17 protein-coding genes are annotated in these 17820 nt (G+C 40.4%); 5 read left to right on the top strand and 12 right to left on the bottom strand.

Annotation, left to right across the window (positions count from 1 at the left end; all coding sequences use genetic code 11):
• From D8852_RS08875 to parE, 3 genes are all read right to left on the bottom strand, one after another.
• On the bottom strand, positions 1–1038 hold a 1038-nt coding region (locus tag D8852_RS08875; RefSeq protein WP_125833848.1), incomplete at its 3' end, for a DGQHR domain-containing protein.
• Positions 1039–1698, bottom strand: coding sequence for a hypothetical protein (locus tag D8852_RS08870; RefSeq protein ID WP_125833846.1), 660 nt, complete (start codon positions 1696–1698; stop codon positions 1039–1041).
• A gap of 1 nt (position 1699) precedes the next feature.
• A complete protein-coding gene (parE, locus tag D8852_RS08865) occupies positions 1700–3649 on the bottom strand; it encodes a DNA topoisomerase IV subunit B (protein ID WP_125425648.1) in 1950 nt (649 codons plus the stop codon).
• Positions 3650–3784: 135 nt separating this feature from the next.
• Between parE and plsY the strand changes: the two genes are divergently transcribed.
• Together plsY and D8852_RS08855 are read left to right on the top strand one after the other, a co-directional pair.
• Positions 3785–4426 (top strand): glycerol-3-phosphate 1-O-acyltransferase PlsY, encoded by a 642-nt coding sequence (gene plsY / locus D8852_RS08860; RefSeq protein WP_125416814.1) that lies wholly within the window; start codon positions 3785–3787, stop codon positions 4424–4426.
• 109 nt (positions 4427–4535) lie between these two features.
• The gene (locus tag D8852_RS08855) at positions 4536–5810 is read left to right on the top strand and encodes an MFS transporter (protein ID WP_125425646.1); all 1275 of its coding nucleotides are present in this window, start codon (positions 4536–4538) and stop codon (positions 5808–5810) included.
• A gap of 121 nt (positions 5811–5931) precedes the next feature.
• Here D8852_RS08855 and D8852_RS08850 read toward each other — a convergent pair whose 3' ends face one another.
• The 8 genes from D8852_RS08850 to D8852_RS08815 form a co-directional block, all read right to left on the bottom strand.
• Complete coding sequence (locus D8852_RS08850; protein ID WP_125425644.1) at positions 5932–6888, bottom strand: ABC transporter permease; 957 nt, start codon at positions 6886–6888, stop codon at positions 5932–5934.
• A 2-nt stretch (positions 6889–6890) separates the two neighbouring features.
• Entirely contained in the window at positions 6891–7949 is a 1059-nt protein-coding gene (locus tag D8852_RS08845; protein WP_000038684.1) for an ABC transporter permease, read from the bottom strand.
• Complete coding sequence (locus D8852_RS08840; RefSeq protein WP_125425642.1) at positions 7942–9477, bottom strand: ABC transporter ATP-binding protein; 1536 nt, start codon at positions 9475–9477, stop codon at positions 7942–7944. The genes D8852_RS08845 and D8852_RS08840 overlap by 8 nt, the downstream gene beginning before the upstream one ends.
• A 136-nt stretch (positions 9478–9613) precedes the next feature.
• Positions 9614–10669, bottom strand: a complete 1056-nt coding sequence (locus D8852_RS08835) for a BMP family lipoprotein (protein WP_084975137.1) — start codon at positions 10667–10669, stop codon at positions 9614–9616.
• 90 nt (positions 10670–10759) lie between these two features.
• The gene (locus D8852_RS08830; RefSeq protein WP_000246096.1) at positions 10760–11149 is read right to left on the bottom strand and encodes a cytidine deaminase; all 390 of its coding nucleotides are present in this window, start codon (positions 11147–11149) and stop codon (positions 10760–10762) included.
• Positions 11136–11798, bottom strand: a complete 663-nt coding sequence (deoC, locus tag D8852_RS08825) for a deoxyribose-phosphate aldolase (RefSeq protein WP_125425640.1) — start codon at positions 11796–11798, stop codon at positions 11136–11138. The genes D8852_RS08830 and deoC overlap by 14 nt, the downstream gene beginning before the upstream one ends.
• Positions 11799–11817: 19 nt before the next feature.
• A complete protein-coding gene (locus D8852_RS08820; protein ID WP_125425638.1) occupies positions 11818–13095 on the bottom strand; it encodes a pyrimidine-nucleoside phosphorylase in 1278 nt (425 codons plus the stop codon).
• Positions 13092–13682, bottom strand: coding sequence for a class I SAM-dependent methyltransferase (locus D8852_RS08815; protein ID WP_125425636.1), 591 nt, complete (start codon positions 13680–13682; stop codon positions 13092–13094). Before D8852_RS08815 ends, D8852_RS08820 begins: the two co-directional genes overlap by 4 nt.
• Positions 13683–13916: 234 nt before the next feature.
• Between D8852_RS08815 and coaA the strand changes: the two genes are divergently transcribed.
• The 3 genes from coaA to D8852_RS08800 all read left to right on the top strand — a co-directional run bounded on the left by coaA (position 13917) and on the right by D8852_RS08800 (position 15727).
• Positions 13917–14837 carry a type I pantothenate kinase gene (gene coaA / locus D8852_RS08810; protein WP_125425634.1) on the top strand — a complete coding sequence of 307 codons (921 nt, stop codon included), beginning with the start codon at positions 13917–13919 and terminating at the stop codon, positions 14835–14837.
• 67 nt (positions 14838–14904) lie between these two features.
• Positions 14905–15141, top strand: coding sequence for a 30S ribosomal protein S20 (rpsT, locus tag D8852_RS08805; RefSeq protein ID WP_001274000.1), 237 nt, complete (start codon positions 14905–14907; stop codon positions 15139–15141).
• Between the two features lie 52 nt (positions 15142–15193).
• Positions 15194–15727 (top strand): DNA topology modulation protein, encoded by a 534-nt coding sequence (locus D8852_RS08800; protein ID WP_125425632.1) that lies wholly within the window; start codon positions 15194–15196, stop codon positions 15725–15727.
• Positions 15728–15743: 16 nt separating this feature from the next.
• On the opposite strand, the gene metG is transcribed toward D8852_RS08800, so the two are convergent.
• On the bottom strand, positions 15744–17741 hold the full coding sequence (metG, locus tag D8852_RS08795) for a methionine--tRNA ligase (RefSeq protein WP_125425630.1): 1998 nt from the start codon (positions 17739–17741) through the stop codon (positions 15744–15746).
• Positions 17742–17820 lie beyond the last annotated feature (79 nt).

Genomic DNA, 17820 nt, shown 5'->3' with positions numbered 1-17820 from the left:
AGATCCCCTATCAGAAGAAAAAATTTCTAATAGTTTTTTGGAGTTCTGTTCTTGATTCTTTTCAAATATATCAAAATAGCTTCTAGCACCTTTTATATCTTTTAATAATAGTTTTTCTAAAAAATACATCATTGCACTGTAACCAATTGCTTTCTTTATTAATAACTTATCAGCATCCCAAATATCGTAGTATACAATTTCAAATGCTCCAAAAAAATTGATTATGTCTTTAGCAACTTCTGCCGGTTGATTTTTTATGAATGAATCTCTAAACACCTTTTTCTTATTTATGGGTAAAGCATTTGGACCATATTGTTCAATTGTTAAATTGTCCATTGTACTATTAGAAGTAATAAACTGAGAAATTTTTTTTGCAACAGTACCCTGTGATATAAATTGACCATATTTCTCTTTCTTCCCTAACATCTTTATCTTACCATAAAATGGAGAAACATCATTCTCATTAAGAAGTTTGACTACCCGAGCTGTAAAAGATTCTACAGTATAAATGTCTGATCTCTCACTATAAATAATTCCAAAAAGTTGACTAATGGTTGAACTATCCACTTGTCTTTGATTGGCATTAATTGCTACAAATATAGAAGCCGCAGTAGCTTGATCAGCATCTTGGTATATGATTAAAGGAAGTTCAAATTCTTTCTCTCCTCCCTCTCTCATATACCTGTTAATACCTTCAAGTCTATGCTGTCCATCAATAACAGTAAACGGTTTAGCTGAATCAAAGTCAGAGTCAAACCTAATTTTCAACTCGTTTTCTTCCTCATCTATAAAATCCGAATTCAAGGATACAATAATCGGTGTTGGGAAGATTGAATCTTTTCTGTAGCAAAAATCCTTAATAGAATTAGCTCTATTATCATTTAAATATCTCTGTACTCCATCTTCAAAATCAGATAGTCTCTTAACTTCTGAAATTTTTAAGATATCAGAAGCTCTTCCGGTAGTAAGTATGAAATTATATACCCCGTCACCTTGATTTACTTCCATTCCTTTAGGGAAGCTAACCGTATCTCTCATCTATTCTCCTCCTCTCCTTTCTCGTAATAAATCAAAATCTTTATTATCTATTTTCAAATCTCGGAAATCTTTCTTTTCACTTGCATTTCTCTGTTCTTCAGTTTTCTGTACTAATTCTTCAAATGCATTTCTCTGTTCTTCAGCTTTCTGTACTAATTCTGCAATATTAGTACCATCATCTTCTCTCATTGATCCTTCAGAATATCCATATAGAAGATGAATCAGAATAAATAATACTACTTCAATAACTAGTCCGAAGCAATTTAATAGTGAATTGCTTCTAATTTGTCCATAGTAGAAAGCAGATAAAAGCATTAGAACGAAAGAAGAGATAATAATTGAGAGATTAGAATAGAATGGTAACAGTTGAATTCCATGCTCAATATTATCTTGAGATTTTTTTGAAAATAAGCCTCTAAATCGGGCTCTATAAGATAGCACAATATTTGATGCTATACTTATTATCGTACTAAATAGTATGCCTTGCTGTAGCTTCTCCACAATACTGCTACCCCAGTTACTCCATTCGGAAGTTGGAGAGGTTACAGGGATTGTAAAAAGTATAATTGGAATAATTGCTGTTAGAAAAACATTTAACAATACTTTTTCCCAATCAAATTTTTTAAAAAAACTCTTTAATTTCTTTATCATTTTTTTCATCTCAAAACACCATCTCCCCACTCTCCTCCAACGTAAACTTGACATTATCCTCAATCCATTTACGTCGTGGTTCGACCTTGTCTCCCATGAGGACATTGACGCGGCGTTCTGCGCGTGCCAAGTCTTCGATCGTGACACGAATGAGAGTTCGAGTTTCTGGGTTCATGGTTGTTTCCCAGAGCTGGTCGGCGTTCATCTCACCAAGTCCCTTGTAACGTTGAAGGGTAGCGCCTTTACCGAACTGCTTGCGGAGTTCTTCTAGCTCTCCATCCGTCCATGCGTAGGCCACTTCTTCTTTCTTGCCTTTACCTTTGGACATCTTGTAAAGAGGGGGAAGGGCGATATAGACATGCCCTGCCTCAACTAGGGGACGCATGTAACGGTAGAAAAATGTCAAGAGCAAGGTCTGGATATGGGCACCATCGGTATCGGCATCGGTCATGATAATGATCTTGTCATAGTTAGCATCCTCAATGGAGAAATCTGCTCCCACACCCGCACCGATGGTATAAATCATGGTGTTGATTTCCTCATTTTTAAGGATATCCGCCATCTTGGCCTTGGCTGTATTGATAACCTTACCACGAAGAGGTAGGATAGCCTGGAACTTGCGGTCACGACCTTGCTTGGCAGAGCCACCGGCAGAATCCCCCTCGACCAGATAGAGTTCATTTTTTGCAGGATTCTTAGACTGGGCTGGGGTCAATTTTCCAGACAACAAGCCCTTGTCTTTCTTGTTCTTCTTACCATTTCGACTCTCATCACGCGCTTTGCGCGCTGCCTCACGAGCGTCACGCGCCTTGATAGCCTTGCGGATGAGATTGGAAGCCAATTCCCCATTTTCCATGAGGAAGAAAGTTAATTTTTCAGCAACAATGCTATCCACAATCGGGCGAGCCAGTGGACTGCCTAGTTTGTCCTTGGTCTGTCCTTCAAACTGGAGGTGTTCTTCAGGAACTAGGATAGAAAGAACGGCCGCTAGTCCCTCACGATAGTCTGAACCTTCAAGGTTTTTATCTTTTTCCTTGAGAAGACCAGTCTTACGCGCGTAGTCGTTCATGACTTTAGTAATGGCAGACTTAAGTCCTGTCTCATGCGTCCCACCATCCTTGGTGCGAACGTTATTGACAAAGGATAGAATGTTATCCGAAAATCCATCATTGTACTGGAGAGCTACTTCCACTTGGAAACCATTGTCTTCACCTTCGAAGTAAAGAACTGGTGTCAAGGTTTCCTTGTCTTCATTCAGATAAGAAACAAAGTCCTGAACTCCATTTTCATAGTGAAACTCAATCGCTTCTTCTGTTCGTTTGTCAGTCAGAGACAAGGTCACATTTTTTAACAGAAATGCTGACTCATTAAGACGCTCTGAGATGGTGTTATACTTGAAGTCTGTCGTAGAAAAGATAGTCGCATCAGGCATGAAGGTAACCTTGGTACCTGTTTTAGACTTAGCAGCTGTCCCAACCTTTTTCAGAGTTGTTACTGGTTTACCGCCATTTTCAAAACGCTGTCTATAGACTCCACCATCACGGGTAATTTCCACTTCCAGCCAGCTTGATAGGGCATTAACGACCGAAGAACCCACTCCGTGAAGACCACCAGATGTTTTGTAGCCACCTTGACCGAATTTTCCTCCAGCGTGGAGAATGGTAAAGATAACTTCAACGGTTGGGATACCCATGGCATGCATCCCAGTCGGCATCCCACGACCATGGTCTTGAACGGTTAGACTTCCGTCTTTATTAATAGTCACATCAATGCGATCACCAAATCCTGACAAGGCTTCATCGACCGCATTATCCACGATTTCCCAGACTAGGTGATGGAGACCCGCACCATCAGTCGATCCAATATACATCCCCGGACGTTTACGGACCGCATCCAACCCTTCTAGCACCTGAATGGCATCATCATTGTAGTTGTTAATATTGATTTCCTTTTTTGACACAAGGAACCTCCTATTTGTTCATCTTTTCTATTTTACAGGTTTTCTAGGGATTTTGCAAAGCTTTTCCCTTTCAGCCGTCACAATTTCACAGGATATTCTCTGACTTTCTATACCATTTCATGGTATAATAGGTCTATGATGACATTTGTATTATTAATTTTAGCTTATCTGCTAGGTTCAATTCCATCTGGTCTTTGGATTGGACAAATTTTCTTTCAAATAAATCTGCGTGAACATGGTTCTGGAAACACCGGAACAACCAATACTTTCCGAATTTTAGGTAAGAAAGCAGGTATGGCAACCTTTGTGATTGACTTCTTTAAAGGAACCTTGGCCACTCTCCTTCCAATTCTTTTCCACCTACAAGGTGTATCACCTCTTGTTTTTGGACTTTTGGCTGTCATTGGACATACCTTCCCTATTTTTGCTGGCTTTAAAGGTGGCAAGGCTGTCGCAACCAGTGCTGGAGTGATTTTCGGATTTGCGCCTTTTTTTTGTCTCTATCTAGCAGTTGTATTCTTTGGAAGCCTCTATCTAGGTAGTATGATTTCCCTGTCTAGCGTTGTTGCTTCTATTGCTGCTGTAATTGGAGTTCTCCTATTTCCACTATTTGGATTTATCCTGAGCAGCTACGACCCTCTCTTCATCCTGATTATCCTAGCACTTGCTAGCTTGATTATCATTCGTCACAAGGATAATATCACACGCATCAAAAATAAAACTGAAAATCTTGTCCCTTGGGGATTGAACCTAACTCATCAAAATCCTAAAAAATAAAACGCCAGTTTAAAACTGGCGTTTAAAGATATTCAATTACACTAATATCCTAGTGTGGAATTTTAATAGATAAATTTTCTAAGCAATAATTTTCATGGTGGAAATAAAAATGAAAAATATAATTAGTGACCGTATCTCAAATAAGCAAATTATAAAAGATTTTATTAGCAATTTCATTGGCTCTTTGAGCGGGAAATCTTTCAATTTTGCTTTAGGTTTGATGCTACTGGATCAAACAAAATCTGCAATGAGTTTTGGGATTAATATGATTATTTATCCTTTAGTCAGTTTGATTTTCTTAGTTCCCATTGGTAATCTAGTAGATAGATACCCACACAAGAAAATTTTGATATATAATTTCATCTTTAGAATTTTTACCTTTCTTTTGTTCTATGCTTTTTATTTTCTTATGGATTCTTCGAGTATCTTATACCTAGTAATTCCGTTTGTAATACTTCACTCTATTACAGTCAATATAAGTGATACTTGTTATTCAGCCTCAATTCATGAATTAGTAAATGATAAAAAAATTCAAAGATTAAGTTCTGTTACACAGACTGCCATTGCAATTGCAACCATGCTTTCTCCAGCTATTGGAGTCATTTTTTATGGTTGGTTAGGTTTTGCAGGTTTTATTCTAATTGAAATCTTTGCAAACCTCCTCTCTTTAGGAGTTCTACTTAGTATGAAATTTTACTATGAATATAACGAGAAAGAGAACAAGGGTACGAATTGTGAAAATCCTCTGCATGGAGTCAAAGGAATCATTCAATTTCTTAAAGAAAATCAAATTGTAAAATACATTATTCTTGTAAGTGTTATCCTCAATTTTTTCTACACATCTATCAGTATTGGGGTGCCATTTGTAGTAAAAGAACAACTTCTGTTAGGTAACTCGACAGTAGGAATGCTTGAAACTATGGCAGCAGTAGGAATGCTTTTAGCCAGTATTTCAATGTCACTATTGCCAGATAAGAAAGAAAACAACATCTTACTCTCGAGTAAGATAACCATGCCACTTGTTCTCTTAACTATGGCTATTATTGGTTTAGGCATCACATTTGCATCAACTAACTCTCAAATTATTATTTCTTTTCTTGGTAGTATATTTATGGGAATCATTGCGTTTACTCTTGTTGTTTTAAATATTATTGTGATGACTTACCTTCAAAGTACCATCGAAACAAAATTTTTAGGCAGAGTAATGAGTACTTTATTTACACTGAATACATCTATCATGCCGATAGGTACCATAGTATTCACTTATCTTTTTCAAAAAGAAGTGAATGGAGGGGTGATATTCATATTCGGGGGAGGAACCCTTTTAATATATATAATTATAATGTTACCTAAAATTTTTAGAATACTAAAAATTGAAAATTAAGTTTAATTAGAACTTAAAATTTAAGAGTTACTTATTCGCTATAAATTTATTATCATATGTTTTAAAACTAAAATTTTAAAAATAGAAAACGCCAGTTTGAAACTGACGTTTTTTTGTATGCTTATTTTGACTTGATATAGTTGATACCGTCTGCTTTTGGTGCAACTGCTTTTCCAAAGAAGGCTGCCAAGACAAGAATGGTCAAGACATAAGGCGCGATTTGAAGGTAAACCGCTGGCACTCCTTGTAGGAAAGGCAATTGAGAACCGATAACTGCCAAACTTTGTGAAAGTCCAAAGAAAAGACTAGAAAGCATAGCACCAATTGGATTCCATTTACCAAAGATCATTGCAGCAAGAGCGATAAATCCAGGTCCTACAATGGTTGTCACTGAGAAGTTGACAGAGATTGATTGGGCGTAGATAGCTCCCCCAATTCCACCTAAGAAACCTGAAATGATAACCCCAAGATATCGCATCTTGTAGACATTGATCCCCAAGGTATCCGCTGCTTGAGGGTGTTCCCCTACAGAGCGAAGGCGAAGACCAAAGCGCGTCTTAAAGAGAATAAACCAAGCAAGGAAAGAGAAGGCAATCGCGATATAACCTAGTAGACTGGTAGACTTGAAGAAGATATCTCCAATCACTGGGATATCAGCCAAAACTGGGAAATCAAAACGTCCAAAAGTCTGGCTTAAGTTATCCGTTTGCCCTTTGTTATAAAGAACTTTAACCAAGAAAACTGCTAGGGCAGGAGCCATCAAGTTCAATACTGTACCACTGACAACATGATCCGCACGAAAATGGACCGTTGCGACTGCATGGATGAGGGAGAAAATAGCTCCCACAGCACCTGCAACTAACAAGGAAATCCAAGGAGTCGCCGCTCCAAGTTGTTCTGCAAACTCGAGGTTAAAGACAACCCCCGAAAAGGCTCCCATTACCATAATACCTTCAAGACCGACATTGACAACACCACCACGTTCGGAGAAAACTCCTCCAATACTCGTAAAAATAAGTGGTGCTGAGTAAATCAGCATAGAAGAGACTAAGAGGGTGAGTAATGTTGTAATAGACATCCTTACTTACCTCCTTTAACTTGTTTTTTGGGTTTGACAAAGCGTTCAATAATATAGTGAACACTGACAAAGAAGATAATAGACGCTGTTACAATGCTGACAAGCTCAGACGGAACTTGTGCTGCGTTCATACCCGGCGCACCAACTTGTAGAACACCGAATAGAAAGGCCGCAAAGAGAATTCCAATTGGTGAATTCCCAGCAAGCAAACTAACTGCCATCCCGTTAAATCCGATAGCTAATGATGAACCTTGAACGTAAACGTTTTGGAAGGTTCCAAGACCTTCGACTGCTCCACCAAGACCAGCTAAAGCACCAGAGATGATCATTGATAGGATGATTGTACGTTTTGCTGAAATACCAGCGTACTCCGAAGCATGGGGATTAAGACCAACTGCACGAATTTCAAAACCGAGAGTCGTTTTCTTGAGCAAGAACCAAATCACGCCAACAGCAATGATTGCAAAGAAGATTCCGATATTCATACGGGAATTTCCAGTCAACTCTGATAACCATGGTGTCTGGTATGTAGCATTGGCACTAACACGAATCGTTGAATCTGTACTTTGCATAATATCTTTAGGAAAGGCATGAATAAAGGCATTTCCCACATACAATACAATGTAGTTCATCATGATGGTCACGATAACCTCTGACGTACCGAGATAGGCTCTGAGGATACCTGGAATCGCACCAACAATTCCACCTGCGATCAAAGCAATAATCACTGTTAATGGAATCAACACGAGACGAGGCATATCTGGATTTGACAAGGCAAACCAACCACTGAGAATCCAGCCTGCAAGTGCTTGACCAGGAAGTCCAACGTTAAAGAAACCTGCTCGACTGGCAACTGCGAAACCAAGACCTATCAAGACAAGAGGACCCATGGCACGGAAAATTTCTCCAATCCCACGGAGGCTACCGAAAGCTGTATAGAACAACTCCTCATAACCCCAGATAGCATCATATCCGAAGATCCACATGACAATGGCTCCGAGCAAGATTCCTAAGAATACGGAAATCAAGGGAACCGAAATTTGTTGTAATTTTTTAGACATCACTCTTCTCCTTTCCCAAGTTTCCACCAGCCATCAAGACACCAAGTTCTTGTTTGTTAGTCGTTTCTGGCGACACAATACCCTGAATCTTACCATCATGAATAACAGCAATTCGGTCTGAGACATTTAAAATCTCATCCAATTCAAAACTGACAACGAGAACAGCCTTGCCATTATCACGTTCCTCAATCAAGCGTTTGTGAATGTACTCAATGGCACCAACGTCCAAACCACGAGTTGGCTGGCTGACGATAAGGAGTTCAGGATCACGATCAATCTCACGAGCAATAATCGCTTTTTGTTGATTTCCTCCTGAAAGAGCTGCTGCTGGAACAAATTCGCTTGCCGCACGGACGTCAAATTCTTCCATCAGTTTCTTAGCATGTGAAGTGATATTCGCATAGTTCAAAATACCATTCTTACTGAGTGGTTCTTTGTAGTAGGTTTGAAGAGCGATATTTTCTGAAATCATCATCTCCAAAATCAAACCATCACGGTGACGGTCTTCAGGAACATGCCCTACACTGAGTTCCGTAATTTGTCGTGGGTGCATCCCCACGATTGATTTCCCTTTTAATTCAACGCTACCAGACTCAACCTTACGAAGACCTGTAATGGCTTGAATGAGTTCAGATTGACCATTGCCATCAATACCTGCAATACCAACAATCTCACCAGCACGAACATCCAAAGAAAGATTCTTCACAGCTGGAACACCACGGTTTTCATTAACAACCAAGTCCTTGATAGACAAGACCACTTCTTTTGGTTGTGGTGCCTGTTTCTCCGTTTTGAAGGAGACAGAGCGCCCTACCATCATTTCTGCCAAATCGGCATTGGTAGCCCCTGCAATCTCAACGGTCTCGATTGATTTACCACGACGGATAACCGTGACACGGTCAGACACTGCACGGATTTCATCCAATTTGTGGGTGATTAGGATGATGGATTTGCCTTCCTTGACAAGGTTTTTCATGATTGCCATCAACTCGTCAATCTCTGAAGGAGTCAATACAGCTGTAGGTTCGTCAAAGATAAGGATATCAGCACCACGATAAAGTGTCTTCAAGATTTCTACACGTTGTTGAGCACCAACGGAAATATCCGCCACCTTAGCAGCAGGATCTACTGCTAAACCATAACGTTCAGAAAGAGCCTTGATTTCTCTAGTAGCTTCGGCTATATCTAGCACACCATTTTTAGTGATTTCACTCCCCAAAATGATATTTTCAGCTACTGTAAAAGCTTCAACCAACATAAAATGTTGGTGAACCATCCCAATTCCTAGACTAGCAGCTTTAGAAGGTGAATCTAGTTTGACAACTTGACCATTCACCGCAATTTCACCACTAGTTGGCTCAAGAAGTCCTGCCAGCATATTCATCAGAGTGGATTTACCCGCTCCATTTTCTCCTAAAAGTGCATGGATTTCACCTTTTCGCAGTTGCAAATTGATCTTGTCGTTTGCTACAAATTCACCAAACACCTTGGTAATATCCCGCATCTCAATGACATTTTCGTGTGCCATATGCTCTTCCTTTCAGAGGTTTATTTTATTTCAATAAAACCTGCTAATCACATTAACAAGCTCTATTGAGACAAAAATTGCCTCAATTCTTAAAGAAGCGACCGATGGCCGCTTCCTAAGAAATGACTTTTATCCATTATTTTTCAGGAACTTTTACACTTCCGTCAAGGATTTTAGCTTTTGCATCTTCGACAGCCTTTTTACCTTCTTCTGAAAGGTTTGTTACTGCCAAGTCAACCCCTTTATCTTTCAATGAGTAGACGATAACTTGTCCACCAGGGAATTCACCTTTTTCTGTTTTGTTGGCAATATCTTTTACAGTTGTACCAACTTGTTTCAATGTAGATACAAGAACGAAGTTTGATTCTTTACCATCTTTAGAAGTGTATTTACCTTCTGCTGCTTGGTCACGGTCTACACCAATAACCCAAACTTTTTCGTTTTCATTTTTGCTTTCGTTCAAAGATTTTGCTTCAGCAAAGACACCAGCACCTGTACCACCAGCTGCTTGGTAGACAACGTCTGCACCTGCAGCGTATTGAGCTGCTGCAATTGTTTTACCTTTAGCAGCATCACCAAATGAACCAGCGTAGTCAACTTGTACCTTAATAGAAGGGTCTACTGAGGCAACACCAGCCTTAAATCCAGCAGCGAAACGTGAAATAACTTCAGATTCGATACCACCTACAAAACCAACTTGTTTTGTTTTAGTTGTTTTAGCTGCTGCAACACCAGCAAGGTAAGCTGCTTCGTTATCAGCAAATGTTACGCTCGCAACATTCTTTTGATCTTTGATCACATCATCAATCAAGACATAGTTTAAGTCAGAGTGGTCTTTTGCTGCCTCTTCAACTGCATTGTGAAGTGCAAAACCAACACCGAAGATCAGGTTGTAACTTCCAGCCGCTTGTTGCAAGTTGTTAGCGTAGTCAGCTTCGCTTGTTGATTGGAAGTAAGTGTAACCTTTATCTTTAGAAAGATTGTGTTCTTTACCCCAGTCTTGCAAACCTTCCCAAGCTGATTGGTTAAATGATTTATCATCAACACCACCAGTATCTGTTACGATCGCTGCTTTCGTCTTCATTTCAGATGAAGATGAAGCTGCGTTACGAGAAGAGCGGTTACCACATGCAGCAAGTCCAACTGCTGCCACTGCAACTAGACCAAGGCCTAGCCATTGTTTCTTGTTCATTACTGAACCTCCTAAATAAGATGTGCAACGATGTTGCAAGTATAGATCGTTTGGTCACGTAGACCACAGCCACTTGAAGAGTAGCTCAGACTAATTTAAGTCTGTAAATGAGTATGGAAGTAACTCCCCGACCGTCATCTCGACCGTCGATTTATCTTTAGCAACTAAAGTCACTTTTAGATCTTGTTCAAAAAACTCAACCATGACCTGACGACAAGCACCACATGGCGAGATGGGTTTTTCAGTTTGTCCGTAGACAATCAACTCTGAAAACTCCCGTTGTCCCTCCGAAACTGCTTTGAAAATAGCGGTACGCTCTCCACAATTAGTCAAGGGATAACTAGCATTCTCGATGTTCACACCCGTATAAATACTACCATCCTTGGCTACTAAAACAGCTCCGATGGGAAAGTGAGAATAGGGTACATAGGCTTTCTTGCTGGTTTCAATTGCTAATTCAATCAACTCAGTAGTCGCCATCTGCCAATTCTCCTTTTAAAATCGCAACGCCAGCAGATGTTCCAATACGGGTAGCGCCTGCTTCCACAAAAGCGACAGCATCTGCATATGAACGAGCTCCACCAGCTGCCTTAACTCCCATTTCTGACCCGACTGTTTCACGCATCAACTTAACATCCTCAATAGTGGCACCACCAGTTGAAAATCCAGTTGATGTTTTGACAAAGTCAGCGCCTGCCTTCTGGGATAATTGGCAGGCCACAACCTTTTCTTGGTCTGTCAACAAGCAAGCTTCAATAATGACCTTCACCAACTTGTCACCACTTGCTTCTACGACAGCACGGATGTCCGATCCAACTAAATCTAGATTGCCTGATTTGAGGGCACCAACATTGATAACCATATCAATCTCATCTGCACCATTTTGGACAGCTTCTTTTGTTTCAAAAGCTTTCACAGCTGAAGTTGTTGCTCCAAGAGGGAAACCTACTACTGTACAAACCTTTACATCTGAGCCTTCAAGTCCTGTTTTCGCATGTTTAACCCATGTGGGATTGACACAAACGCTGGCAAAGTCATACTCACGCGCTTCAGATAGCAAACGATCAATTTGTTCTTGGCTTGCATCTTGCTTTAAAAGCGTATGATCGATATATTTATTTAACTTCATATTCGGATTCTCCCTGGTTTTATGAGATAATTTCTATAATTTCTCGTAAACTTTGCACTCCATCATTTATTTTAACATATTTTTGAAATTCTGTAACTAGTTCAGAAGAAATTTTTCCATTTGTATAAACTTTTGCAACAATTTCTCCTTTTTGAACGGAGTCTCCAACTTTCTTTTCAAAAACAATCCCTGTTTCATAGTCCAAGTCATCAGACTTGACTGCACGACCGGCTCCTAGTCTCATGGCATAGAGCCCAAATTCCATAGCAGGAAGAGCTGAAATAACACCCGTTTCTTGAGCAGGGATTTCCACCACATGGGCAACCTTGACTGGGCGATAGAGGTCTTCTAAATCACCGCCTTGTGCTGCTACCATTTCTTCAAACTTAGCCAGTGCTTGGCTATTCTCAAGATGTTGACGGATTTCCTCGACCGTTTTCTCAACATCAGCCAAACCAAGCATAATCTGAGCTAACTCGCAGATAAAGTGACTAATATCTTCTCGGCCTTTCCCTTGAAGAATCTCGATTGCCTCAAGGATTTCGAGACGATTGCCAATGGCTCTTCCCAAGGGTTGGCTCATATCGGTAATGACTGCTACCGTCTTTCGACCAACAGCCTTACCAAGATCCACCATGGTTTGAGCCAATTCGCGCGCCTCATCAACAGTCTTCATGAAGGCACCCTCACCGACCGTTACGTCTAGCAAAATGGCATCCGCTCCTGCAGCAATTTTCTTGCTCATCACCGAACTAGCAATCAAAGGAATCGTGTCGACAGTTGCTGTCACATCACGGAGGGCATAGAGAAGCTTGTCTGCTTTAACCAGCTGATCTGACTGCCCAATGACAGATACACCAATATTCTGTACCTGACGAATAAAATCTTCTTGACTTCGCTCAACTTGATAGCCCTTAATGGACTCCAATTTATCAATTGTCCCACCAGTATGGCCTAGACCACGACCACTCATTTTAGCAACGGGCACACCGAAACTCGCTACTAAAGGAGCTAGAATCAAGGTCACCTTATCCCCAACTCCACCAGTCGAATGCTTGTCAACTTTAACCCCATCTATGGCTGACAAATCAAACTCCTGACCTGTCTTAACCATATTCATCGTCAGGTCAGAAATCTCACGTGTGGTCATTCCTTTGAAATAAACAGCCATAGCAAAAGCAGACATCTGATAGTCTGGAACAGTTCCAGCCACATAGCCTTCAACCAGCCACTTGATTTCATTTGCAGTCAGTTCTTGACCATCTCGTTTCTTTTGGATTAAATCAACTGCTCTCATTCTTTCACACTTCTAAGGATATAATAACCCTTGTCTTTCTTTATGATTTCACAATTTCCAAAAACGTCTTCCATCTTACTTTTAGCACTTGGAGCTCCTTGCTTTTTCTGAATGACGATGGTTAAATCTCCTCCGTCTTTCAAGAATTCTCTGCTTTTTTCGATAATCTCATGAACAACTTGTTTGCCCGCTCGAATCGGCGGATTGGAAATAACATGGTCAAATTTCCCTTCAACTTGCTCATAAATGTTGGATTGGAAAATAGTCGCTGAAACTTGGTTTCTCTCAGCATTTTGTCGCGCTAAGTCCAAGGCGCGATTGTTGATATCGACCATGGTTGCTTGGACACCATAGGCCTTGACCAAAGAAAGTCCTAAGGGACCATATCCACAGCCTACATCAAGGACCGTTTCTCCTTTGTTAACCTCTAGACACTTCAATAAAAGCTGACTCCCAAAGTCGACCATTTTCTTGCTAAAAACACCCGCATCCGTCAAAAAGGTCATTTTTTGTCCCAACAGCTCCACTCTCAACTCATGAATGTCGTGAGCAGCGTCAGGATTTTCTGCATAATACATTTTACTCATGAAACTATTTTACCATATTTTAGTGAAATGTTAAATCGTTTACAAAGCTGAAGTTCAACAAACAAACTAAATCTGTTATGATAATAATTAAGTGATCTTTGTATTTTTCACTCTATTTTTCCCTGTTAGAGGCAACTTATAGCAACTTTCAAGAATCAGAATGATAAATATCGAATTTCATTCTCTCTTTGACTACGAAATATGATATACTAAGATATCGAACGAGGAAAAATTATGACCAACGAATTTTTACATTTTGAAAAAATCAGTCGCCAAACTTGGCAATCATTGCATCGCAAAACAACCCCTCCCTTGACAGAGGAAGAGCTAGAATCCATCAAGAGTTTCAATGACCAGATTAGTCTGCAGGACGTAACGGATGTCTATCTTCCCCTTGTCCATCTTATCCATATCTATAAGCGCACTAAGGATGATTTGGCATTTTCAAAAGGAATTTTCCTCCAACGTGAAAGCAAATCCCAACCTTTTATCATTGGGGTTTCTGGTAGTGTTGCTGTGGGGAAATCGACCACTAGTCGCTTGATTCAGATTCTTCTATCACGTACTCTCCCGGATGCTACTGTAGAATTGGTGACAACTGACGGTTTTCTCTATCCCAACCAAACTTTAATTGACCAAGGTATCTTAAATCGCAAAGGTTTTCCTGAAAGTTATGATATGGAAGCCTTGCTAAATTTTCTTGATCGCCTTAAGAACGGGCAAGATATCGATATTCCTGTCTATTCTCATGAAGTGTATGACATCGTTCCTGGAGAGAAGCAACGTGTCAAAGCTGCTGATTTTGTCATTGTCGAGGGGATTAATGTCTTTCAAAACCCTCAAAATGAACGCCTTTACATCACTGATTTCTTTGATTTCTCCATCTATGTGGATGCTGCTGTCGAGGACATTGAAAGTTGGTATCTGGATCGTTTCCTAAAACTCCTCAGCTTTGCCCAGAATGATCCTAGCAGCTACTACCACCGCTTTACGCAAATGCCGATTGGAGAGGTCGAAGCCTTCGCTCATCAGATCTGGGCCAGCATTAATCTAATAAATCTACAAAACTATATCGAACCGACAAGAAATCGTGCCGAGGTTATTCTCCACAAGACTAAAAACCACGAAATCGATGAAATTTACCTAAAAAAATAATTTTCCCTTGTCAAAACCTAAGTTTTCATATATAATGGTATAGTTAGTAAATATGGAGGTAAGAACATTGGCAAACATTAAATCAGCTATCAAACGCGCTGAATTGAACGTTAAACAAAACGAAAAAAACTCAGCTCAAAAATCAGCTATGCGTACTGCTATCAAAGCTTTCGAAGCAAACCCTTCTGAAGAACTTTTCCGTGCTGCTAGCTCAGCTATCGACAAAGCAGAAACTAAAGGTTTGATTCATAAAAACAAAGCAAGCCGCGATAAAGCTCGTCTTTCAGCTAAACTTGCTAAATAAGAAACAGTCCATAGAGGCTGTTTTTTTGTCCTCTAATAAGAAAAGGTAGAAAATGAAAATCGCAATCATCGGATATTCTGGAGCTGGTAAGTCAACTCTGGCAGAAAAGTTATCTAACCACTACTTCATCCCAAAACTACACATGGATACACTCCAATTTCAACCTGGTTGGCAAGACAGTGACCGTGAATGGATGTTGACCGAGATGAAAAACTTTCTCACAAAGCATGAATCTTGGGTAGTCGATGGCAACTACTCTTGGTGCTATTACGAAGAAAGAATGCAGGAAGCTGACCAAATCATCTTTCTCAACTTTTCCCCATGGACTTGTCTCTTTCGAGCATTTAAACGGTATCTCACATACCGAGGCAAGCTCCGAGAAAGCATGGCTGCAGGTTGCCCTGAACGCTTTGACTGGGAGTTTATCAGATGGATTCTATGGGATGGGCGGAGCAAATCCGCCAAGGAACGTTATCAGCAGATTCAAGAAACCTATCTGGAGAAAGTAATTGTTCTCAGATCGCAAAAGGAGATGGACTACTTCTTAGAAAATCTCGCAAACAACAAGAAAAACCAACGTGTATAACGTTGGTTTTTTGCTTTTATCCAATCACACTTCCGTTTGGTACGGATGGGTCAACTGTGAGAAGGGTTAATTTGTCATCATATTCAGCTGAGAGGATCATTCCTTGGCTGACATATTTTTTCATCATCTTACGTGGCTTAAGGTTGGCAACGATTTGTACCTTCTTGCCGACCAATTCTTGTTCATTTGGATAGTACTTAGCAATTCCTGAGAGGATTTGACGGTCTTCGCCATCACCAGCATCCAGACGGAATTGAAGCAACTTATCAGAACTTTCCACTTTAGACACTTCTTTGACTTCTGCGACACGGATTTCAACCTTGTCAAATTCTTCAAACTTGATTTCATCCTTGTTGAGCTGGAGTTCGACTTCGTCTGGATTCCATTCTTTTTCGACTGCTGGTTTGTTGCCTTCCATTTGTTCCTTGATATAGGCGATTTCTTCTTCCATATCGAGACGTGGGAAGATAGGTGTTCCTTTAGCTACTACAGTTACACCAGCAGGGAAGTCAGCCAAACTCAAGTTCTCAAGACTCGCTACTTCTGCTAGACCAAGCTGAGTCAAGACTGCCTGACTTGTTCCCATCATAAATGGTTCAATCAAATGTGCTACGACACGAAGACTGGCTGCCAAGTGGCTCATAACACTTGCTAATTGGTCACGAAGAGCTTCATCCTTGGCCAAGACCCATGGAGCTGTCTCGTCAATGTATTTATTGGTACGAGAGATAAGAGTCCAGACTGCTTCAAGAGCACGTGGGTAGTCAACTGCATCCATGTGTGTATGGTAGTCAGCGATTGATTGTTTCGCAACGTCAGCAAGAGCATGGTCAAATTCTGTCACACCTTCTACATAGGCTGGAATTTGCCCATCGAAGTACTTGTTGATCATGGAAACCGTACGGTTGAGGAGGTTTCCTAGGTCATTTGCCAATTCATAGTTGATACGACCTACATAGTCTTCAGGAGTGAAGGTTCCGTCTGAACCAACTGGGAGGCTTCGCATGAGGTAGTAACGAAGTGGATCCAGTCCATAACGCTCTACCAACATTTCAGGGTAAACAACGTTTCCTTTAGACTTAGACATCTTGCCGTCTTTCATGACGAACCAACCATGAGCAATCAGGCGGTCAGGCAATTTCATATCCAACATCATGAGAAGGATTGGCCAGTAGATTGAGTGGAAACGAAGAATGTCTTTTCCGACCATGTGGAAGACTGTTCCATTCCAGAACTTATCAAAGTTCCCATGTTCATCTTGACCATATCCAAGAGCTGTCGCATAGTTGAGAAGAGCATCAATCCAAACATAGACAACGTGTTTAGGATTTGATGGTACTGGCACGCCCCAAGTAAAGGTTGTACGAGAAACCGCTAAGTCTTCCAAACCTGGCTCGATAAAGTTACGCAACATTTCATTGAGGCGACCATCAGGAGTGATAAAGTCTGGATGCGATTTGAAAAATTCTACCAAACGATCTTGGTATTTGCTGAGGCGAAGGAAATAAGATTCTTCTGAAACCCACTCCACTTCATGTCCTGATGGAGCGATACCGCCTGTTACATTTCCAGCTTCGTCACGGAAAACTTCTGCAAGCTGGCTTTCTGTAAAGAATTCCTCATCTGAAACTGAATACCAACCAGAGTATTCGCCCAAGTAAATATCATCTTGAGCAAGTAAGCGTTCAAAGACCTGAGCCACTACTTTTTCATGGTAATCATCAGTTGTACGGATGAATTTATCATATGAGATATCGAGTAATTTCCAGAGTTCTTTGACTCCAACCGCCATCCCGTCAACATAAGCTTGTGGTGTAATACCAGCTTCTTCCGCTTTCTGTTGGATCTTTTGACCATGCTCGTCAAGACCTGTCAGATAAAAGACATCGTAACCCATGAGGCGTTTGTAACGCGCTAGAACATCACAGGCGATGGTTGTGTAAGCAGAACCGATATGAAGTTTACCAGATGGATAGTAAATCGGTGTTGTAATATAAAAATTCTTTTCAGACATAATTTTTCCTTTCCAGGCAAATGAAACCTGTTTTTCTAACACTTCATTATATCATATTTTTAGTGATTTTCGATAGGAA

This window comes from Streptococcus mitis (genome assembly GCF_003942695.1).
GTDB classification, from domain to species: Bacteria; Bacillota; Bacilli; order Lactobacillales; family Streptococcaceae; genus Streptococcus; species Streptococcus mitis_BD.
The sequence above is the reverse complement of the archived record's forward strand: the minus strand, read 5'-3'. Positions and strand labels throughout refer to the sequence as shown.